The following is a 22525-nucleotide window of genomic DNA, read 5'->3' on the forward strand; positions in this document are numbered from 1 at the left end:
AAATCGATAACTATTCGAAAGGAGGAAAACACATGCCTCGTAAAGGTCCTGTTTCCAAACGTGACGTGTTACCAGATCCAATTTATAGTTCAAAACTAGTAACTCGTTTAATTAATAAAATGATGGTTGATGGTAAAAGAGGTACTTCTCAAAAGATTTTATACGGTGCGTTCGAAATTGTTAAAGAACGTTCTGGTGAAAATCCAATTGAAGTATTCGAAGCTGCTCTAAATAACGTAATGCCAGTTCTTGAAGTACGCGCTCGCCGTGTTGGTGGTTCTAACTACCAAGTGCCAGTAGAAGTACGTCCAGAACGTCGTACAACTTTAGGTCTTCGTTACCTAGTTAACTACGCTCGTCTTCGTGGTGAAAAAACGATGGAAGAACGTTTAGCTAACGAAATCCTTGATGCTTCTAACAACACAGGTGCATCAGTTAAAAAACGTGAAGATATGCACAAAATGGCGGAAGCAAACAAAGCATTCGCTCACTACCGTTGGTAATTAATATCTAAACATCGCATATGCTCAATATGGAAGGAGAAATACCTAATGAAACGCGAATTCTCCCTAGAGAATACACGTAATATTGGGATCATGGCTCACATTGATGCTGGTAAAACAACAACAACTGAGCGTATCCTTTATTACACAGGTAAGATTCACAAAATCGGTGAAACTCATGAAGGCGCTTCTCAAATGGACTGGATGGAGCAAGAGCAAGAACGTGGTATCACAATCACTTCTGCTGCAACAACAGCTCAATGGGACGGCCACCGTGTAAACATCATCGATACTCCTGGACACGTAGACTTCACTGTAGAAGTTGAACGTTCACTACGCGTACTTGATGGTGCTGTAACAGTTCTTGATGCTCAATCTGGTGTTGAACCTCAAACTGAAACAGTATGGCGTCAAGCTACAACTTACGGCGTTCCACGTATCGTGTTCATTAACAAAATGGATAAAACAGGAGCAGATTTCCTATATTCTGTAGGAACTCTACACGATCGTTTACAAGCAAACGCTCATCCTATCCAATTACCTATCGGAGCTGAAGACCAGTTCTCAGCAATCATTGACTTAGTTGAAATGAAAGCTACTTTCTACGGCGACGAAAAAGGTACAGCAGTAACTGAGGGCGAAATTCCTGAAGAATACCGCGAACAAGCTGAAGAATACCGTGAAAAATTAATCGATGCTGTTGCAAGTGTTGATGAAGATATCATGGAAAAATATTTAGAAGGCGAAGAAATCACTGTTGCTGAACTTAAAGCGGCTATCCGTCGTGCTACGATCGCAGTAGAATTTTACCCAGTAATCTGTGGTACAGCATTCAAACACAAAGGCGTACGCCCAATGTTAAATGCAGTTGTAGATTACTTACCATCTCCAATTGATGTACCAGCAATCAACGGTACTTCAGTTGATGGTGACGAAGAGTTAGTACGTAAATCTTCTGATGCAGAGCCATTCTCAGCTCTTGCATTCAAAGTTATGACTGATCCATTCGTAGGTAAATTAACTTTCTTCCGTGTGTACTCTGGAACATTAGAATCAGGTTCATACGTACAAAACTCTTCTAAAGGTAAACGTGAGCGTGTAGGCCGTATCCTACAAATGCACGCAAACTCTCGTGAAGAGATCTCTAAAGTATTTGCTGGGGACATCGCAGCAGCAGTAGGTCTTAAAGATACTACTACTGGTGATACTTTATGTGACGAGAAAAACCTAGTTATTCTTGAATCAATGGAGTTCCCTGAGCCAGTAATTTCTCTTTCTGTAGAACCAAAATCAAAAGCTGACCAAGATAAAATGGGTCAAGCTTTACAAAAACTTCAAGAAGAGGATCCAACTTTCCGTGCTCACACTGACACAGAAACTGGACAAACAATCATCTCAGGTATGGGTGAGCTTCACCTTGATATCTTAGTTGACCGTATGCGCCGTGAATTTAAAGTAGAAGCTAACGTAGGTGCTCCAATGGTATCTTACCGTGAAACATTCCGTAGCTCTGCAAAAGTTCAAGGTAAATTCACTCGCCAATCTGGTGGTCGTGGACAATACGGAGACGTAACGATTGAGTTCTCTCCAAATGAAGAAGGTAAAGGCTTTGAATTCGAAAACGCTATCGTTGGTGGTGTAGTACCTCGTGAATACATTCCTGCAGTAGAAGCTGGTCTTCGTGACTCTCTTGACCGCGGTGTAGTAGCTGGTTACCCACTAATCGACATTAAAGCGAAATTAGTATTCGGTTCTTACCATGACGTTGACTCGAATGAGATGGCGTTTAAAATTGCTGCATCTATGGCTCTTAAAGAAGCATCGAAACAATGTGATGCAGTTATTTTAGAACCAATGATGAAAGTTGAAGTTGTAATTCCAGAAGAGTACCTTGGTGATATCATGGGTAACATTACTTCTCGTCGCGGACGCGTTGAGGGTATGGATGCTCGCGGTAACTCTCAAGTTGTTCGTGCAATGGTTCCTTTAGCGGAAATGTTTGGTTACGCAACAACTCTTCGTTCAGCAACGCAAGGTCGTGGTGTATTCTCAATGACATTCGATCATTATGAAGAAGTACCGAAATCAATCGCTGCTGAAATCATCAAAAAAAATAAAGGTGAATAATTGAATTTTCATCTTGCATAAAGTATAACTAATTTGTAAGCTATGATTGTGGGATGGCGGATGGGCCCGTTCGCTATCAGCAATCATTCTATAATTTTTTTAAAAATATAAACATATAATTTTGAGGAGGCAATCTCTAATGGCTAAAGAAAAATTCGACCGTTCAAAAACGCATGCTAACATTGGTACAATCGGACACGTTGACCATGGTAAAACAACTTTAACTGCTGCAATCGCAACAGTTCTTTCTAAACAAATGGGTGGAGAAGCTAAATCATACGCTGATATCGATAACGCTCCAGAAGAAAAAGAACGTGGTATCACAATCAATACTTCTCACGTAGAATACGAAACTGATACTCGTCACTATGCACACGTTGACTGCCCAGGACACGCTGACTATGTTAAAAACATGATCACTGGTGCTGCACAAATGGACGGCGGTATCTTAGTAGTATCTGCTGCTGATGGCCCAATGCCACAAACTCGTGAACACATCCTTTTATCTCGTCAAGTAGGTGTTCCATACTTAGTAGTATTCATGAACAAATGTGATATGGTTGACGACGAAGAATTATTAGAATTAGTAGAAATGGAAATCCGTGACCTACTATCTGAATATGACTTCCCAGGCGACGATATTCCTGTAATCAAAGGTTCTGCTCTTAAAGCTCTTGAAGGCGAAGCAGAATGGGAAGCAAAAATCGTTGAATTAATGGACGCTGTAGACTCTTACATCCCAACTCCAGAACGTCAAACTGACAAACCATTCATGATGCCAGTTGAGGACGTATTCTCAATCACTGGTCGTGGTACAGTTGCAACTGGCCGTGTTGAACGTGGTCAAGTTAAAGTTGGTGACGTAGTTGAAATCGTAGGTATCGCTGAAGAAGCTAAATCTACAACTGTAACTGGCGTTGAAATGTTCCGTAAATTATTAGACTACGCTGAAGCTGGTGACAACATCGGTGCTTTACTTCGTGGTGTAGCTCGTGAAGAAATCCAACGTGGTCAAGTATTAGCTAAACCAGGCTCAATCACTCCACACACTAACTTCAAAGCTGAAGTTTACGTTTTATCAAAAGAAGAGGGTGGCCGTCATACTCCATTCTTCTCTAACTACCGTCCTCAGTTCTACTTCCGTACAACTGACGTAACAGGTATCTGTAACTTACCAGAAGGCGTTGAAATGGTAATGCCTGGCGATAACATCGAAATGACAGTAGAACTTATCGCTCCAATCGCTCTTGAAGAAGGTACTAAATTCTCTATCCGTGAGGGTGGCCGTACTGTAGGCGCTGGCGTAGTTGCTTCTATCCAAAAATAATTTTAGCGCAAGCTAATTTTTCAAAACCAATCTGTAGGGACGCTTACAGATTGGTTTTTTATGTTAAAATGAGTAAAGAACATTTGATAATTTTACTTGAATTAGATTATTTTATGTATACATAATTGGCGAAATACCAAAAAAGCAGAAATAGCGATTTTTTCAATCCCTGCTAGAGGTGAAAACTAATAGCAGGGATTGAAATTAAAAGCAAGTGCAGCATTTAGAGTGTAGAATGGTACACCTTTTAATATCTACCAACCTTTTAAATATTTATCTTCAGAAAGTTAGGGTAACATTTGTTAAAAATGTATCCCGTATATAAGTTGATTTTCGTTCCGGCTGGGCGACTCCTTGGGGCTCATCGGACGCCCCCAGGAAGCTCTGCTCTGCGCGAAAGCGAAGCGTCAGCGGCAAATGTTTTATCTGTGCGAAAGCGAAGCGTCAGCAACAAAGCGCCCAGCCGGAGCGGAAATCAACCTCACGTTATGACGATGAGCCTATTTAATACATAAGAACACTTCGTGGAAGGAGAATTTGCAAGTGGAGATGAAAATATTGTTGATAGAAGATGATCCATCAATCTTCGAAATGATTCAGACACGTTTTGCACAATGGTCGCTTCAGGTTGTGGGTCCTAAAGATTTTCAAAAAGTGATGGATGATTTTATTGAACAAAAGCCACAGCTTGTATTGATTGACATTCAGCTACCTGCTTATGATGGCTTTCATTGGTGTCGTGAAATTCGTCATATCTCAAAGGTGCCAATTCTCTTTCTATCTTCACGGGACCACCCAATGGATATGGTCATGGCAATGCAAATGGGCGCAGATGATTTTGTACAAAAACCTTTCCATATGGAGGTATTACTTGCAAAGGTACAAGCTATTTTACGTCGGACATATGATTATGTAGAAGAATCAATGGATGTCACACGATTTAATGGTGCAGTTATTGACTATGCACGCAGTGAGATTATGTATGAGGGTAAGCTTGCTTCATTAACTAAAAATGAACTCTTTATTTTACGTATTTTAGTAGAGAAAGCCGATCAAATTGTATCTAGAGATGATTTGATGAGAAAGTTATGGGACGATGAACGCTTTGTCAATGATAATACATTGTCGGTAAATGTTAATCGATTACGTACTAAGCTTGAGGATATAGGTTTACAAGAAGTGATTTTAACTAAAAAGGGACTTGGTTATATGGCTGTAACACAAGGGACGTGATTGACAATGCTCATTTTATTTTTAAGAGAACGCCTCGCATGGATAGGCTTTTTTGCTTTTATCATCGTGATGATCAATGTTTTATTTTCTTTAGACGCTGGATTAGAGGGAATATCTATTTGGTATATGAATATTAGCGTGTTGATTAGTTTTATGGTCTTTCTTATTTGGCGATATGTAGTTGAAGTAAGGCAGCTAAGAGATTTCCTGGGAAATGTAGAAAGCCAACTTGATGATGTACATAGCAAAAATTTGGCTATATCACCTTTTCAAACGGCATACCTTACGAAAATTGAAGATGTTATTTATGATAAGAATACAGAATTAAATCAAGTAAAGGTACAGCTACAGGAGTATTCAGATGAGCTCCTAGCATGGGTTCATGAAGTAAAGGCACCTTTAACATCAATTAACTTGATGCTGGATCATGTAGAGGATTTAGCTCTACGTCGTAAATTAGAGACTGAGTGGCTTAGACTGCATTTATTGGTTGATCAGCAGCTACATCAAACGCGTTTTGTGTCTATTGAAAAAGATAATTATATGATGGATATTGAGCTAAGAACCGTTGTCTATAAAGAAATAAGAGCTATGCAGGCATGGTGTATTGAAAAAGGCATTGGTTTTGATGTTGATGAGTTAACTGAGAATGTGACGACGGATAGTAAATGGTTAGCCTTTATCGTTCGACAAATTCTATCCAATGCGATTAAATATAGTCCTGCAAATTCAGAAGTATTAATATTTACGGAAGTAGATGTAACTGGAGCGACACTACTACATATAAAAGATGCAGGCATTGGTATTCGTAGAGAGGATCTACCTCGAATTTTTCAGAAGTCGTATACTGGGACAGCCGGAAGAGAATCTGCACAATCAACAGGTATGGGTCTATACTTAGCACATAATGTGGCGCAGAAAATTGGCATCCGTATTACTGTCCAATCAAGTGTTGGCGAAGGCTCAATATTTACATTACGTTTTCCATTACAAAATGAATATGTCAAACTAACAGGTAGATGACGAAATTGTCACCTACCTTTTTATATTGTCATGTAAAACGCACGAATTGGCGAAGAAGGCAGGGTACACTTGAACTATAGAAAGGGGCGTTTACAAGTGGCAGTTTTAATTGGTCGTAAAGTAAAAAAAGTATATGGTAAAAAATCAACAGCCCAAGAGGTTTTAAAGGGTATTGATGTAGAAGTGAATAAAGGTGAATTTGTTGGCATCATGGGACCTTCAGGCTCTGGGAAAACAACACTCTTAAACGTTTTGTGTTCGATTGACTTTGCAACAGAAGGTGTTATTGAAATAAATGGTCAAAACTTACGTGGTATGAAGGAGAAGGCGCTGGCTAATTTCCGTCGCGAGCAATTAGGATTTATATTTCAGGACTATAATTTATTGGATACATTGACAGTGAAAGAAAATATTCTATTACCATTAGCCATTGGTAAGCTACCAATGGCTGTTGCAGAGAGTCGTGTAAAGGAGCTTACACATTTATTAGGTATTGCCGAGATTTTAAATAAATACCCTAACGAAATATCAGGTGGTCAAAAGCAACGTACATCGGCGGCTCGGGCACTAATTACAAATCCTTCACTTGTATTTGCCGATGAACCTACAGGTGCACTTGACTCAAAATCAGCCACAGCACTTTTAAAAAATCTACAAAGTATTAATGAATCAAAGAAAGCAACGATTATGATGGTTACGCACGATGCGGTAGCAGCGAGTTTTTGTACACGTGTTTTATTTTTGAAGGACGGACTCATTTATAGTGAGCTATATAAAGGAGATAAAACGAGACAGGCATTTTTTCAAGAAATCATGCATACGCAAAGTGTGCTAGGCGGTGACGGCTATGAGTCTTAGTAAGCTCGTGTTACGCAGCATGAAGAAAAATATGAGGCATTATTATTTATATTTTTTCGCACTTATTTTTAGTGTTACTTTATATTTTTCTTTTGTGACATTGCAAAATAATGCTGAAGTGCTCGATACAGTAGACCAGAGCGGTACGGCCAAAGCAGGTTTTGCTGCGGCAACATATATGCTGTACTTTATTGTCTTGTTTTTCGTCCTATATGCCAACCATCTATTTATGAAGCGTCGTAGTAAGGAAATAGGCTTGTATCAGCTAATAGGAATGACAAAGGGGCTTATCGTACGCTTATTAGCAATAGAAAGTATCCTCTTATTTGTAGGAGCAATCGTTTTGGGTATGCTTGCAGGGTTCTTTAGTTCGCGCTTATTTGCAATGATTTTACTGCGGGTACTCGAAAAAGAGGCACTTGTGACGATGACATTTAGTACAGAGGCATTACAGCAATCTATCGTAGTGTTTGCCATTCTACTAGTCATTGTACTTGTGCAAATGGCTTGGATGATTTACCGCGTATCATTACTATCATTATTTAGTGCTTCCAAGCAAGCCGATGAGCGCGTAAAACGTTTCAGTCCATTACAAATGGTTGTTGGTTTTTTGGGACTTGTATTTATTGCATATGGCTACTATGCATCAACTAAGCTTTTCGATATTAACTCTAAGGGTAATTTAATGCTTAATATGATTATTATTTTAGCAACTACCATTGGCGGAACGTTCCTTGTTTTCCGTTTTTCTGTAGCATTTATTATGAATTCAATTCGTCTTAAGAAAAATGGACATCTAACTGCCCGTGATGTATTAGCATTAACACCGATTATGCATCGTATGAAAGGAAATGCGAAATCCTTAACGCTTATAACAGTTTTAACGGGTGTTTCACTTGGGTTTACAACATTAGCATATATATCGTATTATTCATCAGAATCGTCGGCATATAGTCAAGTACCTGGAGATTATGTATTACTTGAAGATAAGGGCCAGGAGTTTTTAAAGAAGCTGGAAGAAAATAATATTGCTTTTGATAAAAGAGATTACCGATTACAGAGTGTTTCAGCTTCGTTTACACAATTATTATCTGAAAGTCAACAAAATGAGGATAATCCCCTTTTTGGTTTAGATGGAATCATTTATATAATTCCACTTTCTGATTATCAACAATTAGTTCCTGAAGCTTCCGTTTCGGATAATGATGTTATATTAACAAACTATGGTGGTTATATGGCAGAGATGTTTCCGCTTGAAAAGGGTCGTGATGTAGTTGTCACACCAAGAGGTCCAGAGGGGACTAAGGAAGAAATGCTTCATGTTAAAGAAGTTCGACATGAAAGTATTATAAGTGGTACTGTTACTTCTGGGCCTGGGGGGCCAATTTTCATAGTTCCAGATGCACTGTTTGAAAAATTAGCTGCTCATGATGTACCTGATATGTGGCAAAATCAAACTACTATAAATCTAAAGAATAAAAGTGATTTAGCTCTAGCAGAGAAATTATATATGCAATCAAATGGCGAAAACTTTATACAATCCTATGAAGAAGAGCGTAAGGGGAATATTGAATTATTAGGAATTATAATATTTACCGCAGCATTTTTAGGTTTAGCATTTTTAATGACAACCGGTAGTATTTTATACTTTAAGCAAATGTCTGAGGCTGAAGAGGAGCGAGGCTCGTATACGATATTAAGAAAAATTGGCTTCGCTGAAAAAGATATTATGAAAGGTATATATATGAAACAAGCCTTTAATTTTGGTGTTCCATTAATAATTGGGCTGCTCCATAGTTACTTTGCTGTTAAGTCGGGATGGTTTTTATTCGGTTCAGAGTTAACCACACCATTATGGATTGCTATGAGCTGCTATATAGCGTTATATGCTATCTTCGCTGTACTTTCTGTTGGTTATTATAAAAAAGTCATTCGCGAATCGTTATAACAAATAAATAGGTAGAAACTCGAAAAACAGTATGATTATTTAAGATCATACTGTTTTTTTGCGTCGTGATAATTTGGAAAGATATTATAGGGATATAAAAACATCTTGACTTTCAATTATTAGACAATTAAAGTTTAATGTGTTAGTAATCTAGTGTACGAAAGTGAAGTGTTGAAATGAACGCAGTAATTGTGGCAGTAGCTGTCATGTTAATATTAAGCTTGCTCCGTATCAATGTTGTTCTTTCTCTTGTATTAGGGGCCTTTGCAGGAGGTCTAACAAGCGGCATGGGTATTGAGGCAACTGTACAATCATTTACAGAAGGATTAGGAGCAGGCGCAACGATTGCTTTAAGTTATGGATTGCTTGGTGGTTTCGCTATTGCCATTTCAAAAACAGGAATTCCTGAATTAATGATTGCAGGGATTTTAAAAATATTAAATAAAAACGGTAAAAGTAATCGACAAGGTTTGGTAAAGATCTTAATCTTCTTACTGATCTTTATGATGTCTATTTTCTCACAAAACTTAATTCCAATTCATATAGCCTTTATTCCATTATTGATACCTCCGATCTTAAAGATTTTAAATATGCTAGAGGTTGACCGCCGAATTATTGCAACATTAATCGCTGTCGGTTTAATAGGGACATATAGTTTCGTACCTGCCGGCTTCGGAGCTATTTTCCAAGATATCGTTTCTACCCAAGTGTCTCAGGCTGGTATGGAGGCATCTTCACGTGATGTACCAGTAGCGATGGCTATACCTGCTCTTGGGATGTTAATTGGGTTAGGTGTAGCATTTTTCGTTTATCGAAAGCCTCGACAATATCAAAATAATGATGTTGAGACAGAGTCTTTAAATGTAAATGTCAGTAAGTTTGTTATTTTTTCTACGGCTGTGGCTTTAATTGTCTCTCTATGTGCACAACTTTATACTGATTCGATGATTGTAGGTGCTTTTGCAGGGATTATGATTATGTATTTTACAGGCGCACTTAAATGGAAAGAGGCAGATGAGATTCTTTCTGAGGGAATGAAAATGATGGCCTTTATTGGCTTTGTTATGATCGCTGCAAATGGGTTTGCATCTGTTATTAATGCCACAGGTCATATTAATAGCTTAATTACAGACGCCCTTACAGTATTTAAAGGCAATACGAGCTTAGCGGTATTTGTTATGCTGGTCATTGGTTTAATTGTAACGATGGGGATCGGTTCATCCTTCGCAACAGTGCCAATAATTGCAACCTTATTCGTTCCCCTTGCACAAGGATTGGGAATGAGCCCTCTGGCGATTATTTGTCTGATTGGTACAGCAGGTGCTTTAGGCGATGCAGGCTCTCCTGCTTCTGACTCTACTTTAGGACCAACTGCAGGTTTAAATGTAGATGGACAGCATAATCATATTTGGGATACGTGTGTGCCAACGTTTATTTTTATTAACATCCCACTTATTATATTTGGTTGGGTTGCATGTGTGTTCTTCTTATAAAGTTAAAGCCTCCGACGGATGTCACGGAATCGGAAAGGAATTCTTTATGCAAGCACAAAGCCGATTCCAAACGCAATTAGGCCGAGGCATAATTGATTCAGAGGGGATTTTCTTCATCCCTACTGACTATTAGTTTACACCATCGGACTTTTACGGGCAGTTGACGCGGGATAAAGTTATTGAAAGAGCAGTTTCTACTATTAGAGACTGCTTTTTTACATAATGGTATTGATTAATTGTTAGAAATGTTCGAAAACGTTGATATAACAGCCTTATGTGTTGCAATGTGCATGGAAATTTTATATACTAGTAAACGGCTTAAATAAGCGAGAAATATTAGTAGCAAGAATATCAGCAACATTTAAAAGAATTTAGCGAAAAGACTTGCTTATTCTTTTTTTATTGTATATAATGTTGAATGTTGGTCTTTGACTGCGATGAAACGAGAGGTTGCCGACACACCCGGCCGCTTTGCCATGGCGGTGTGTGGGAGAATTTTCGTGGAGAATGTCTAGAAAATAGGCGAGAAGGAGGGAAAATAATGGCAAAACAAAAGATTCGTATTCGTTTAAAAGCGTATGATCACCGTATTTTAGATCAATCTGCTGAGAAAATTGTGGAAACTGCAAAACGTTCAGGTGCAAGTGTATCAGGTCCGATTCCACTTCCAACTGAGAAGTCTGTGTACACAATTCTTCGTGCTGTTCACAAGTACAAAGATTCTCGTGAACAATTCGAAATGCGTACGCATAAACGTCTGATCGATATCGTTAACCCAACACCACAAACTGTTGATGCGTTAATGAAACTTGATTTACCATCTGGCGTTGATATCGAAATCAAACTTTAATGGTAAAAATATAACTTTTTAAAACTTACAGGAGGTGTGACAAATGGCTAAAGGAATCTTAGGTAGAAAAATTGGTATGACACAAGTTTTCGCTGAAAACGGCGATTTAATCCCGGTAACAGTTATCGAAGCTACTCCAAACGTAGTTCTTCAAAAGAAAACTGTTGATACAGATGGCTACGAAGCTATCCAAGTTGGTTTTGAAGACAAGCGCGTTAAGCTTTCTAACAAACCAGAACAAGGTCACGTAGCAAAAGCGAACACTGCTCCTAAGCGCTTCATTCGTGAATTCCGCAACGTGAACGTGGAAGAATACGAAGTTGGTCAAGAAGTCAAAGTAGAAATTTTCGCAGAAGGCGATGTAATTGATGTAACAGGTGTTACTAAAGGTAAAGGTTTCCAAGGTGTTATCAAACGCCACGGACAATCTCGTGGTCCTATGGCCCACGGTTCTCGTTACCACCGTCGTCCTGGTTCAATGGGTCCAGTTGCTCCGAACCGCGTATTCAAACAAAAGAAATTACCTGGTCAAATGGGTGGCACTGTAGTTACAATCCAAAACTTAGAAATCGTGAAAGTTGATGCGGAACGTAACTTACTACTTGTTAAAGGTAATGTTCCTGGTTCTAAAAAAGCTCTAGTTACAGTTAAAACTGCAATTAAAGCTAAGTAATCACCTGAGGAAAGGAGGAAACAGGAATGACAAAAGTATCTGTACTTAGTCAAACAGGAGCTTCAGTTGGTGAAATCGAGTTAAACGATGCGATTTTCGGAATTGAACCAAATGAAGCAGTATTATTCGACGCTGTAGTAGCACAACGCGCTTCTCTTCGTCAAGGTAATCACAAGGTTAAAAACCGTTCTGAGGTAGCTGGTGGTGGTCGTAAACCATGGCGTCAGAAAGGAACTGGTCGTGCTCGTCAAGGTTCTATCCGTTCTCCACAATGGCGCGGTGGTGGTATTGTATTCGGTCCAACTCCACGTAGCTACTCTTACAAGTTACCTAAAAAAGTTCGTCGCTTAGCTCTTAAATCTGCTTTATCAGCTAAAGTAGTAGAACAAAACTTCTTAGTTCTTGATGCTCTTACACTAGCAGCACCAAAAACAAAAGAATTTACAAAAATCCTTAAAGATCTTTCTATAGAGAAAAAATCTTTATTCGTAACTGCTGACCTAGATGAAAACGTAGCATTATCTGCTCGTAACATCCCTGGCGTAACAGTTTTAACTGCAAACGGAATCAACGTTCTTGATCTATTAGGTCATGATAAAGTTGTATTCACAAAATCTGCAGTAGAAAAAGTTGAGGAGGTGCTTGGATAATGGAAGCACGTGATATTTTAAAACGTCCAGTCATTACTGAGCGTTCTTCAGAACTTATGGCAGAGAAAAAGTATACTTTCGAAGTAGACACTCGCGCTAACAAAACTCAAGTAAAAGACGCTGTAGAAGAAATCTTTGGTGTAACAGTTGAGAAAGTAAACGTTCTTAACTACAAAGGTAAATTCAAACGCGTTGGCCGTTACGGTGGTTACACTAACAAACGTCGTAAAGCGATTGTTAAATTAACTGCTGACAGCAAAGAAATTGAATTATTCGAAATGTAATCCTTGATGGATTTATGATTTGAACACTCAAGAAGGAGGGAAAACACAATGGCGATTAAAAAGTATAAACCTACCTCTAATGGTCGTCGTAATATGACGTCTTTAGACTTTGCGGAAATTACAACTAACAAGCCTGAGAAATCATTGCTTGAACCAACTAAACGCAAAGCTGGTCGTAACAACCAAGGTAAAATCACTGTTCGTCATCATGGTGGTGGTCATAAGAAGCAATACCGTGTTATCGATTTCAAACGTGTTAAAGATGGCATTCCGGCAAAAGTTGCTACTATTGAATATGATCCAAACCGTTCTGCGAATATCGCATTAATCAACTACGCTGATGGAGCAAAAGCTTACATCTTAGCACCAAAAGGTCTAGAGGTTGGTCAAACAATCGTATCTGGTCCGGATGCTGATATTAAAGTAGGTAACGCATTACCATTAGCAAACATTCCAATGGGTACTACAATCCATAACATCGAGTTAAAACCTGGTAAAGGTGGACAATTAGTACGTTCTGCTGGTACTTCTGCACAAGTACTTGGTCGTGAAGATAAATACGTAATCGTTCGTCTACAATCTGGTGAAGTACGTTTAGTATTAGCTACTTGCCGCGCTACAATCGGTCAAGTTGGTAACGAACAACACGAACTTGTACACATCGGTAAAGCAGGTCGTAGCCGTTGGTTAGGTAAACGCCCAGAAGTACGTGGTTCTGTAATGAACCCTAACGATCACCCACACGGTGGTGGTGAAGGACGTTCTCCAATCGGACGTAAATCACCAATGACTCCTTGGGGTAAACCAGCACTTGGTTACAAAACTCGCAAGAAGAAAAACAAATCGGATAAATTCATCATCCGTAGTCGTAAAAAATAGAGTGGTTAAACTACGGTTCTATGTGAGAGCCGTGGTGGAATCACAGAGGGAGGTTCCTACATGGGTCGCAGCTTGAAAAAAGGACCTTTTGTTGATGGTCACTTAATGAAAAAAGTGGAAGCACAAGAGGCTTCTGAGAAAAAACAAGTTATCAAAACTTGGTCACGCCGTTCTACAATTTTCCCGAACTTCATCGGACTAACAATTGCTGTATATGATGGACGTAAACATGTTCCTGTATACGTAACAGAAGATATGGTAGGCCATAAACTTGGTGAGTTCGCACCGACACGTACTTACAAAGGTCACGGTGCAGACGACAAGAAAACAAGACGCTAATTTTGAGAGGAGGTAAATCCTAATGACACAAGCTAAAGCTATCGCTCGTACAGTTCGCATTGCTCCTCGTAAAGTACGTCTAGTAGTAGACTTAATTCGAGGCAAGCAAGTTGGTGAGGCAGTTGCAATTTTACGTCATACTCCAAAAGCGGCGTCTCCAGTCGTTGAAAAAGTATTAAAATCTGCAGTTGCTAACGCTGAACACAACTACGATCTTGACATCAACTCTTTAGTAGTTTCTGAAGTTTTCGTTGATGAAGGTCCAACATTAAAACGTTTCCGTCCACGTGCACAAGGACGTGCAAGCGCAATTAACAAACGCACAAGCCACATTACACTAGTGGTATCTGAGAAGAAGGAGGGCTAATCCGTGGGTCAAAAAGTACATCCAATAGGACTGCGCGTTGGTATTATTCGTGACTGGGAGTCAAAATGGTACGCTGAAAAAGACTATGCAACTCTACTTCACGAAGACATCAAAGTGCGTAAATATATTGAAACGGCTCTTAAAGACGCTTCTGTTTCTAAAATTGAAATCGAACGCGCTGCAAACCGTGTAAACATTACAATTCACACTGCGAAACCAGGTATGGTAATCGGTAAAGGTGGTACTGAAGTTGAAAATCTTCGTAAATACCTTAGCAACTTAACTGGTAAACGTGTACACATCAACATTATCGAAATCAAACGTGCTGATCTTGACGCTCGTCTAGTAGCTGAAAATATCGCTCGTCAATTAGAAAATCGTGTATCATTCCGTCGTGCGCAAAAGCAAGCGATCCAACGCACAATCCGTGCTGGTGCAAAAGGAATTAAAACACAAGTATCTGGTCGTTTAGGTGGCGCTGATATCGCGCGTGCTGAACACTATAGTGAAGGAACTGTTCCACTTCATACTCTACGTGCTGACATCGACTATGCACACGCAGAAGCTGACACTACTTACGGTAAATTAGGCGTTAAAGTATGGATCTACCGTGGTGAAGTTCTTCCTACGAAGAAATCTGTGGAAGGAGGCAAATAATATGTTATTGCCTAAACGCGTAAAATACCGTCGTGAACACCGCGGAAACATGCGTGGCGAAGCGAAAGGCGGTAAAGAAGTATCTTTCGGCGAATGGGGCTTACAAGCTCAAACAGCTAGCTGGATCACTAACCGTCAAATCGAAGCTGCACGTATCGCGATGACTCGTTACATGAAACGTGGCGGTAAAGTTTGGATTAAAATCTTCCCACACAAACCTTACACTAAAAAACCTCTAGAAGTCCGCATGGGTTCTGGTAAAGGTTCTCCTGAAGGTTGGGTTGCAGTAGTAAAACCAGGAAAAGTAATGTTCGAAATTGCTGGTGTATCTGAAGAGATCGCACGTGAAGCACTTCGTTTAGCATCACATAAGCTTCCTGTTAAATGTAAAATCGTAAAACGTCAAGAAACTGGTGGTGAATCTAATGAAAGCTAATGAAATCCGTGACCTTGCCACTTCTGAATTAGAATTAAAAGTGAAATCACTGAAAGAAGAGCTTTTCAACCTTCGCTTCCAATTGGCGACTGGTCAATTAGAAAACACAGCTCGTATTCGTGAAGTGCGTAAAGCAATCGCGCGTATGAAGACTGTTATTCGTGAAAGAGAAATCAGTGCAAATAACTGATAAAGGAGGTTTTCAAGTATGACTGAGCGTAATCAACGCAAAGTTTACACGGGCCGCGTTGTTTCAGATAAAATGGACAAAACTGTAACTGTTTTAGTTGAAACTCACAAAAAGCACAAGCTTTATGGTAAACGTGTAAAATACTCTAAAAAGTTTAAGGCTCATGATGAATTAAACACAGCGAAAATCGGTGATATCGTACGTATCATGGAAACTCGCCCGCTATCAGCTACTAAACGTTTCCGTCTAGTTGAAGTTGTAGAAAAAGCGGTTATTATTTAATAACTATTTCGGAACAACCAATTTCCGAAGGGAGGTAACCTAAGTGATCCAACAAGAAAGTCGTATGAAAGTTGCTGACAACTCAGGTGCACGTGAAGTTCTTACAATTAAAGTGCTTGGTGGCTCTGGCCGTAAAACTGCTAACATCGGTGATATCGTTGTTTGTACAGTTAAGAAAGCAACACCAGGTGGCGTTGTTAAGAAGGGTGACGTTGTTAAAGCTGTTATCGTTCGTACAAAATCAGGCGTACGTCGTAAAGACGGTACGTACATCAAATTTGATGAAAATGCTTGTGTAATTATTCGTGATGATAAATCACCACGCGGAACTCGTATTTTCGGACCTGTTGCACGTGAATTACGTGACAGCAACTTCATGAAAATCGTTTCTCTAGCTCCAGAAGTTCTTTAATTTCATGATAGTGCCAATCAAGGAGGTGCGACAGCATGCATGTAAAAAAAGGTGACAAGGTTAAGGTTATCACTGGTAAGGACAAAGGCAAAGAAGGCGTAATTCTTGCTTCTTACCCTAAACAAGATCGCGTTCTTGTTGAAGGTGTGAATATCGTGAAAAAACACGTAAAACCTAACCAATTGAATCCACAAGGTGGAATTGTAAGCCAAGAGGCTGCAATTCACGTTTCGAACGTAATGCTAATCGATCCTAAATCTGGCGAGCCGACTCGTGTAGGTTATAAAATCGAAAACGGTAAAAAAGTTCGTGTTGCAAAAAAATCAGGTGCAGTAATCGACTAATTTCTATAAAAAGAAGGGAGGTAAACAAATGAGCCGCCTAAAAGAAAAATATTCAAATGAAGTTTCATCTGCTCTTATGAGCAAATTCGGATATAAATCAGTTATGCAATTGCCGAAAGTTGACAAAATCGTTATCAACATGGGTGTTGGTGACGCAGTTCAAAACTCAAAAGCATTAGATGCAGCTGTAGAAGAATTAACAATTATCACTGGTCAAAAACCAGTTGTAACTAAAGCGAAAAAATCGATCGCAGGTTTCCGTCTACGTGAAGGTATGCCTATCGGTGCTAAAGTTACATTACGCGGTGAGCGTATGTATGAATTCTTGGACAAATTAATCTCAATTTCACTACCTCGTGTACGTGACTTCCGTGGTGTTTCTAAAAAAGCATTCGACGGTCGCGGTAACTACACTTTAGGTGTTAAAGAGCAATTAATTTTCCCAGAAATCGATTACGATAAAGTTTCAAAAGTACGCGGTATGGACATCGTGATCGTAACGACAGCGAATTCTGATGAAGAAGCTCGCGAGTTATTGACACAATTCGGTATGCCGTTCCAAAAGTAATTAAACAAGGAGGGCGAAAACGTGGCTAAAAAATCTATGATCGTTAAACAACAACGTAAGCAAAAGTTTAAAGTGCAAGAATATACACGTTGTGAACGCTGTGGCCGTCCACACTCTGTATATCGCAAATTCAAACTTTGCCGTATTTGTTTCCGAGAACTTGCATATAAGGGACAAATTCCTGGCGTGAAAAAAGCCAGCTGGTAATCCCCTAATTTGGGAAGGAGGTAAATGTAATGACAATGACTGATCCGATTGCAGATATGCTTACTCGCATTCGTAATGCGAACATGGTTCGTCACGAGAAGTTAGAAGTACCAGCTTCCAACGTGAAAAAAGAAATCGCTGAAATTTTAAAGCGCGAAGGTTTCGTACGTGACGTAGAATACGTGGAAGACAACAAGCAAGGTATTATCCGTATCTTCTTAAAATACGGTAAAGATAACGAGCGCGTTATCACTGGCTTAAAACGTATTTCTAAACCTGGTCTACGAGTATATGCAAAAACAAATGAAGTGCCTAAAGTACTGAACGGTCTTGGTATCGCTTTAGTGTCAACTTCACAAGGTTTATTAACAGATAAAGAAGCTCGCGCTAAACAAGTTGGCGGCGAAGTTCTAGCATACGTTTGGTAATTAGCAATAAATGAATGGAGGTGCAACTAAATGTCTCGTGTAGGTAAAAAAATTATCGAGGTACCAGCTAACGTAACTGTTACTGTTGCAGCTGACAACTCAGTTACCGTTAAAGGTCCTAAAGGCGAACTTGTTCGTTCTTTCCACCAAGATATGAAAATTGAGCAAGAAGGTAATGTGATTTCTGTATCTCGTCCTTCTGACTCAAAAGAACACCGCACAAACCACGGTACAACTCGTGCGCTATTAGCGAACATGGTTACTGGTGTTTCTGCAGGTTTCGAAAAATCATTAGAACTAATCGGTGTCGGTTACCGTGCGCAATTACAAGGTAAAAAACTTGTTCTTAACGTAGGTTATTCACATCCAGTTGAGTTCACACCTGAAGATGGTCTAGAAGTTGAAGTTCCTTCTAACACTAAGATCATCGTTAAAGGTATTAGCAAAGAACGCGTTGGTGCTCTTGCATCTAACATCCGTGACGTGCGTCCACCAGAGCCTTACAAAGGTAAAGGTATCCGTTATGAAGGCGAATATGTTCGTCGTAAAGAAGGTAAAACAGGTAAATAATGCTGCTTAAGCATTAGAAAGGAGTGACCCTTGTGATTACGAAACAAGATAAAAATCAGGTTCGTAAAAAACGTCATGCACGCGTACGTTCTAAAATTTCGGGTACTGCTGAGCGTCCACGCTTAAACGTATTCCGTTCTAACAAGAACATCTACGCTCAACTTATCGATGACGTAGCAGGCGTAACAATTGTTAGCGCATCTTCTCAAGAAAATGGTTTTGAAGCTGCTGGTAGCAATGTTGATGCTGCAACTAAAGTCGGTGAAACAATCGCAAAACGCGCTACGGAAAAAAATATTACTGCTGTAGTATTTGACCGTGGTGGTTACTTATATCATGGACGTGTAAAAGCTTTAGCTGAAGCTGCACGTGAGAACGGTTTAGAATTTTAATAAGAAGGAGGGACACATTTCATGAGTCGAATTGACGCAAACAAACTTGGAGAACTTGAAGAACGCGTAGTTACTATTAACCGTGTTGCAAAAGTTGTTAAAGGTGGACGTCGCTTCCGCTTCACAGCATTAGTTGTTGTTGGCGATAAAAACGGTCATGTAGGTTTCGGTACTGGTAAAGCTCAAGAGGTGCCAGACGCTATCCGTAAAGCTGTTGAAGATGCGAAGAAAAACTTAATCGAAGTGCCACGCGTAGGTGGAACAACTCCACACTTAGTGCAAGGTCGCTTTGGTGCAGGAGAAATCCTAATTAAACCTGCTGCTCCTGGTACAGGGGTTATCGCTGGTGGTCCAGTACGTGCAGTACTAGAACTTGCTGGTATTACTGATATTCTTTCAAAATCACTTGGAACTAACACACCAATTAACATGGTGCGTGCAACTATTCAAGGTTTAACTGAATTAAAACGCGTAGAGGACGTAGCTAAATTACGTGGTAAATCAGTGGAAGAAATATTAGGATAAGGGGGGAAAGATAATGGCTAACAAATTAGAAATCACCCTTACAAAATCTGTGATTGGTTCTAAACCAGCACAACGCAAAACTATTGAAGCATTAGGTTTACGTAAATTAAACCAAACTGTTGAGAAAGCTGACAATGCAGCGACTCGCGGTATGATTGATGTAGTAGCTCACTTAGTTACTGTCAAAGAAAACTAATTTTTAATTAACGAACAAGGAGGTGCCATCCAATATGAAACTTCATGAGTTAAAACCAGCAGAAGGTTCCCGTAAAGTACGTAACCGCGTAGGTCGCGGTATCGGTTCTGGTAACGGTAAAACTGCAGGTAGAGGTCATAAAGGTCAAAACTCTCGTTCTGGCGGCGGTGTACGCCCAGGATTCGAAGGTGGTCAAAACCCTTTATTCCGTCGTTTACCGAAACGCGGCTTTACTAACATTAACCGTAAAGAGTACGCGATCGTTAATCTTGACACATTAAACCGTTTTGAAGATGGTGCAGAGGTAACAACTGCATTATTACTTGAAACAGGTTTAGTGAGCAATGAAAAAGCTGGAATTAAAGTTCTTGGAAACGGAACTCTTAACAAAAAGCTTACAGTAAAAGCTCATAAATTCTCAGCTTCGGCTAAAGAAGCAATTGAAAATGCCGGCGGAACTACTGAGGTGATTTAATGTTTCAGACAATCTCTAACTTTATGCGTGTTCGAGATATACGAAATAAGATCATTTTCACCCTTTTAATGTTAATCGTTTTCCGTATTGGTACGTTTGTACCAGTACCGAACGTTGACGCTAATGTATTAAAGGCAACTGATGAGTTCAACCTCGTTGGTTTCCTGAATACTTTTGGCGGTGGTGCTTTAAAGAACTTCTCTATCTTTGCGATGGGAATTATGCCTTACATCACTGCTTCAATCATTGTTCAGTTATTGCAAATGGACGTAGTACCGAAATTTGCTGAGTGGGCAAAGCAAGGTGAAGTCGGAAGACGAAAACTTGCTCAATTTACTCGTTACTTTACAATCGTTCTTGCCTTTATCCAATCATTCGCGATGTCATTTGGTTTTAATAGAATGTACGGCGGGTCATTGATTAAAGAAGAAGGAATTTTAACATATGTTACAATTTCTATTGTATTAACAGCGGGTACAGCATTCCTAGTATGGCTTGCTGATCAAATTACTGCGCATGGTGTCGGTAATGGTATTTCTATTGTAATTTTCGCAGGTATCGTTGCGGCATTACCTACGGGTATCAACCAAATCTATGCACAACAAATCGAAGGTGCGGGTGATAAGCTATTTATCAACCTAATAATCCTTGGATTACTTGTTTTAATTATGCTTGCAGTTGTTGTTGGGGTTATCTACGTGCAACAAGCACTACGTAAAATTCCAATTCAATATGCAAAACGAGTTACTGGACGTAACCAACAAACTGGTGGTCAACAAACGCATTTACCGTTAAAAGTAAATGCTGCAGGGGTTATTCCGGTAATCTTTGCATCAGCGTTTCTTATGACACCTCGTACGTTAGTTCCGTTCTTTGGTGAAGGTGCTGTAACAACATTCATTGAAAACACGTTTGATAATACAAAACCTGTTGGGATGATTGTTTACGTTGCATTGATCATCGCGTTCACATATTTCTATGCATTCATACAAGTGAATCCAGAAAATGTGGCAGATAACTTGAAAAAGCAAGGTGCTTACATTCCGGGTATTCGCCCTGGTGAAAGTACACAAACGTATTTAACAAGCGTGTTATATCGTCTGACATTTGTCGGTGCGATTTTCTTAACTGTTATTTCTGTAATGCCGATTATATTCATAAGCTTTATGAATCTACCTGCCACAGTGCAAATCGGTGGTACTAGTATTATTATCGTAGTCGGCGTAGCGCTCGAAACGATGAAGCAGCTAGAATCTCAACTTGTTAAACGTCACTACAAAGGCTTTATGAAATAATGTTGGTTTTTAGGGAACGTTCTATCGTTTCCTGAAATCAGCTAACCTTTTGTGGGAGGAATATTTCCGTATGAATATCGTTTTAATGGGTCTGCCAGGTGCTGGTAAAGGTACACAGGCAGATAAAATTGTTGAGAAGTACGCGATTCCTCATATTTCTACAGGCGATATGTTCCGTGCTGCTATTAAAGGTGGTACAGAACTAGGCTTACAGGCTAAATCGTTTATGGATCAAGGTGCTCTAGTGCCGGATGAAGTAACGATTGGTATTGTTCGTGAGCGACTTGCTAAACCTGATTGTGAAAAGGGATTCTTACTAGATGGTTTCCCACGTACTGTTCCTCAAGCTGAAGCTTTAGACAGCATTCTTGCTGACCTTGGCAAAGCTATTGAACATACGATTAACATCCAAGTTGAAAAAGATGAGCTAATTGCTCGTCTATCAGGTCGTCGTATTTGTAAAACTTGTGGCACATCTTATCATCTAATTTTCAATCCTCCAGCTGAGGAAGGAAAATGTGATAAAGATGGTGGCGAGCTTTATACACGTGCGGATGATAATCCTGAAACGGTTGCGAACCGTCTGGAAGTAAATATGAAACAAGCACAACCTTTACTTGACTACTATGAAGTAAAAGGTGTGTTAACAAATATAGATGGACAGCAAGATATTAACAATGTGTTTGCTGATCTTGATGCTCTATTACAGGGCAGCCGCAGCTGATACCCGGCTCCGGGCGCAGAATACTGCTTCCGCGGGAGGCATGCGGGAGCAACAACGAATATAATTTTTTTGAGAGTTGCAAAAGCATATTGTGCCCGGTATATATTTCTTTTAAAAAGTGCAACATTACTTTTGAAAGAGTATAATGGGTTTCGTGGAAGCATCTGTGTAACGGGTATGAATATCTCATCCTAGACATTCCGGTATTCGTGTAAACATGGGAAGTCAGTGTCCTTACTGGTCCTGTATATTCCGTGGATTGTGTGAAAC

32 protein-coding genes are annotated in these 22525 nt (G+C 39.6%); all 32 read left to right on the plus strand.

Annotation, left to right across the window (positions count from 1 at the left end):
- Positions 1-32: 32 nt before the first annotated feature.
- A complete protein-coding gene (rpsG, locus tag AN161_RS19700) occupies positions 33-503 on the plus strand; it encodes a 30S ribosomal protein S7 (RefSeq protein WP_025116448.1) in 471 nt (156 codons plus the stop codon).
- Between the two features lie 48 nt (positions 504-551).
- Positions 552-2630: an elongation factor G gene (gene fusA, locus AN161_RS19705; protein WP_053596052.1), complete on the plus strand. Its 2079-nt coding sequence runs from the start codon at positions 552-554 to the stop codon at positions 2628-2630.
- 139 nt (positions 2631-2769) lie between these two features.
- Positions 2770-3957, plus strand: a complete 1188-nt coding sequence (tuf, locus tag AN161_RS19710) for an elongation factor Tu (RefSeq protein ID WP_053596053.1) — start codon at positions 2770-2772, stop codon at positions 3955-3957.
- A gap of 354 nt (positions 3958-4311) precedes the next feature.
- On the plus strand, positions 4312-4449 hold the full coding sequence (locus AN161_RS29885; RefSeq protein WP_158003073.1) for a hypothetical protein: 138 nt from the start codon (positions 4312-4314) through the stop codon (positions 4447-4449).
- Between the two features lie 57 nt (positions 4450-4506).
- Positions 4507-5190, plus strand: a complete 684-nt coding sequence (locus AN161_RS19715; RefSeq protein WP_053596082.1) for a response regulator transcription factor — start codon at positions 4507-4509, stop codon at positions 5188-5190.
- Positions 5191-5196: 6 nt separating this feature from the next.
- Positions 5197-6213: a sensor histidine kinase gene (locus AN161_RS19720; RefSeq protein ID WP_053596083.1), complete on the plus strand. Its 1017-nt coding sequence runs from the start codon at positions 5197-5199 to the stop codon at positions 6211-6213.
- A gap of 96 nt (positions 6214-6309) precedes the next feature.
- Positions 6310-7071, plus strand: a complete 762-nt coding sequence (locus AN161_RS19725; protein ID WP_053596054.1) for an ABC transporter ATP-binding protein — start codon at positions 6310-6312, stop codon at positions 7069-7071.
- Positions 7061-9019, plus strand: coding sequence for an ABC transporter permease (locus AN161_RS19730; RefSeq protein ID WP_053596055.1), 1959 nt, complete (start codon positions 7061-7063; stop codon positions 9017-9019). Before AN161_RS19725 ends, AN161_RS19730 begins: the two co-directional genes overlap by 11 nt.
- Before the next feature lie 176 nt (positions 9020-9195).
- The gene (locus AN161_RS19735) at positions 9196-10512 is read left to right on the plus strand and encodes a Na+/H+ antiporter NhaC family protein (RefSeq protein ID WP_053596056.1); all 1317 of its coding nucleotides are present in this window, start codon (positions 9196-9198) and stop codon (positions 10510-10512) included.
- Positions 10513-11053: 541 nt separating this feature from the next.
- Positions 11054-11362, plus strand: a complete 309-nt coding sequence (gene rpsJ, locus AN161_RS19740; RefSeq protein WP_004233624.1) for a 30S ribosomal protein S10 — start codon at positions 11054-11056, stop codon at positions 11360-11362.
- Between the two features lie 43 nt (positions 11363-11405).
- Positions 11406-12035, plus strand: coding sequence for a 50S ribosomal protein L3 (gene rplC, locus AN161_RS19745; RefSeq protein ID WP_053596057.1), 630 nt, complete (start codon positions 11406-11408; stop codon positions 12033-12035).
- A gap of 26 nt (positions 12036-12061) precedes the next feature.
- The gene (gene rplD, locus AN161_RS19750; protein ID WP_053596058.1) at positions 12062-12685 is read left to right on the plus strand and encodes a 50S ribosomal protein L4; all 624 of its coding nucleotides are present in this window, start codon (positions 12062-12064) and stop codon (positions 12683-12685) included.
- Complete coding sequence (gene rplW, locus AN161_RS19755; protein WP_053482811.1) at positions 12685-12969, plus strand: 50S ribosomal protein L23; 285 nt, start codon at positions 12685-12687, stop codon at positions 12967-12969. The genes rplD and rplW overlap by 1 nt, the downstream gene beginning before the upstream one ends.
- A gap of 48 nt (positions 12970-13017) precedes the next feature.
- The gene (gene rplB, locus AN161_RS19760; RefSeq protein ID WP_036124661.1) at positions 13018-13848 is read left to right on the plus strand and encodes a 50S ribosomal protein L2; all 831 of its coding nucleotides are present in this window, start codon (positions 13018-13020) and stop codon (positions 13846-13848) included.
- 60 nt (positions 13849-13908) lie between these two features.
- Positions 13909-14187 carry a 30S ribosomal protein S19 gene (gene rpsS / locus AN161_RS19765; RefSeq protein ID WP_053596059.1) on the plus strand — a complete coding sequence of 93 codons (279 nt, stop codon included), beginning with the start codon at positions 13909-13911 and terminating at the stop codon, positions 14185-14187.
- A gap of 22 nt (positions 14188-14209) precedes the next feature.
- Positions 14210-14554, plus strand: coding sequence for a 50S ribosomal protein L22 (gene rplV / locus AN161_RS19770; RefSeq protein WP_004233639.1), 345 nt, complete (start codon positions 14210-14212; stop codon positions 14552-14554).
- Between the two features lie 3 nt (positions 14555-14557).
- Entirely contained in the window at positions 14558-15211 is a 654-nt protein-coding gene (rpsC, locus tag AN161_RS19775; protein WP_053596060.1) for a 30S ribosomal protein S3, read from the plus strand.
- 1 nt (position 15212) lies between these two features.
- Complete coding sequence (rplP, locus tag AN161_RS19780; RefSeq protein ID WP_053596061.1) at positions 15213-15647, plus strand: 50S ribosomal protein L16; 435 nt, start codon at positions 15213-15215, stop codon at positions 15645-15647.
- Positions 15637-15837, plus strand: coding sequence for a 50S ribosomal protein L29 (gene rpmC / locus AN161_RS19785; protein ID WP_049662852.1), 201 nt, complete (start codon positions 15637-15639; stop codon positions 15835-15837). The genes rplP and rpmC overlap by 11 nt, the downstream gene beginning before the upstream one ends.
- Positions 15838-15855: 18 nt before the next feature.
- Positions 15856-16119, plus strand: coding sequence for a 30S ribosomal protein S17 (gene rpsQ, locus AN161_RS19790; protein WP_053596062.1), 264 nt, complete (start codon positions 15856-15858; stop codon positions 16117-16119).
- 43 nt (positions 16120-16162) lie between these two features.
- A complete protein-coding gene (rplN, locus tag AN161_RS19795; protein ID WP_004233650.1) occupies positions 16163-16531 on the plus strand; it encodes a 50S ribosomal protein L14 in 369 nt (122 codons plus the stop codon).
- Between the two features lie 35 nt (positions 16532-16566).
- Positions 16567-16875: a 50S ribosomal protein L24 gene (gene rplX, locus AN161_RS19800; protein WP_053596063.1), complete on the plus strand. Its 309-nt coding sequence runs from the start codon at positions 16567-16569 to the stop codon at positions 16873-16875.
- Positions 16876-16903: 28 nt separating this feature from the next.
- The gene (gene rplE, locus AN161_RS19805) at positions 16904-17443 is read left to right on the plus strand and encodes a 50S ribosomal protein L5 (protein WP_053596064.1); all 540 of its coding nucleotides are present in this window, start codon (positions 16904-16906) and stop codon (positions 17441-17443) included.
- A gap of 21 nt (positions 17444-17464) precedes the next feature.
- Positions 17465-17650: a type Z 30S ribosomal protein S14 gene (locus AN161_RS19810; RefSeq protein ID WP_004233656.1), complete on the plus strand. Its 186-nt coding sequence runs from the start codon at positions 17465-17467 to the stop codon at positions 17648-17650.
- 29 nt (positions 17651-17679) lie between these two features.
- Positions 17680-18078: a 30S ribosomal protein S8 gene (gene rpsH, locus AN161_RS19815; protein WP_008181717.1), complete on the plus strand. Its 399-nt coding sequence runs from the start codon at positions 17680-17682 to the stop codon at positions 18076-18078.
- A 30-nt stretch (positions 18079-18108) separates the two neighbouring features.
- Positions 18109-18648 carry a 50S ribosomal protein L6 gene (gene rplF, locus AN161_RS19820; protein WP_053596065.1) on the plus strand — a complete coding sequence of 180 codons (540 nt, stop codon included), beginning with the start codon at positions 18109-18111 and terminating at the stop codon, positions 18646-18648.
- Between the two features lie 32 nt (positions 18649-18680).
- Positions 18681-19040 (plus strand): 50S ribosomal protein L18, encoded by a 360-nt coding sequence (rplR, locus tag AN161_RS19825; protein WP_075807301.1) that lies wholly within the window; start codon positions 18681-18683, stop codon positions 19038-19040.
- A gap of 21 nt (positions 19041-19061) precedes the next feature.
- On the plus strand, positions 19062-19565 hold the full coding sequence (rpsE, locus tag AN161_RS19830) for a 30S ribosomal protein S5 (protein ID WP_053482806.1): 504 nt from the start codon (positions 19062-19064) through the stop codon (positions 19563-19565).
- Positions 19566-19578: 13 nt separating this feature from the next.
- Positions 19579-19761 carry a 50S ribosomal protein L30 gene (rpmD, locus tag AN161_RS19835; RefSeq protein ID WP_049662869.1) on the plus strand — a complete coding sequence of 61 codons (183 nt, stop codon included), beginning with the start codon at positions 19579-19581 and terminating at the stop codon, positions 19759-19761.
- Between the two features lie 34 nt (positions 19762-19795).
- Positions 19796-20236 (plus strand): 50S ribosomal protein L15, encoded by a 441-nt coding sequence (rplO, locus tag AN161_RS19840; RefSeq protein WP_010860592.1) that lies wholly within the window; start codon positions 19796-19798, stop codon positions 20234-20236.
- Complete coding sequence (gene secY, locus AN161_RS19845; RefSeq protein WP_053596067.1) at positions 20236-21531, plus strand: preprotein translocase subunit SecY; 1296 nt, start codon at positions 20236-20238, stop codon at positions 21529-21531. Before rplO ends, secY begins: the two co-directional genes overlap by 1 nt.
- Positions 21532-21601: 70 nt before the next feature.
- Positions 21602-22255 carry an adenylate kinase gene (locus AN161_RS19850; protein ID WP_053596068.1) on the plus strand — a complete coding sequence of 218 codons (654 nt, stop codon included), beginning with the start codon at positions 21602-21604 and terminating at the stop codon, positions 22253-22255.
- Positions 22256-22525 lie beyond the last annotated feature (270 nt).

The organism is Lysinibacillus sp. FJAT-14222 (assembly GCF_001278875.1).
Taxonomy (GTDB): Bacteria; Bacillota; Bacilli; order Bacillales_A; family Planococcaceae; genus Lysinibacillus; species Lysinibacillus agricola.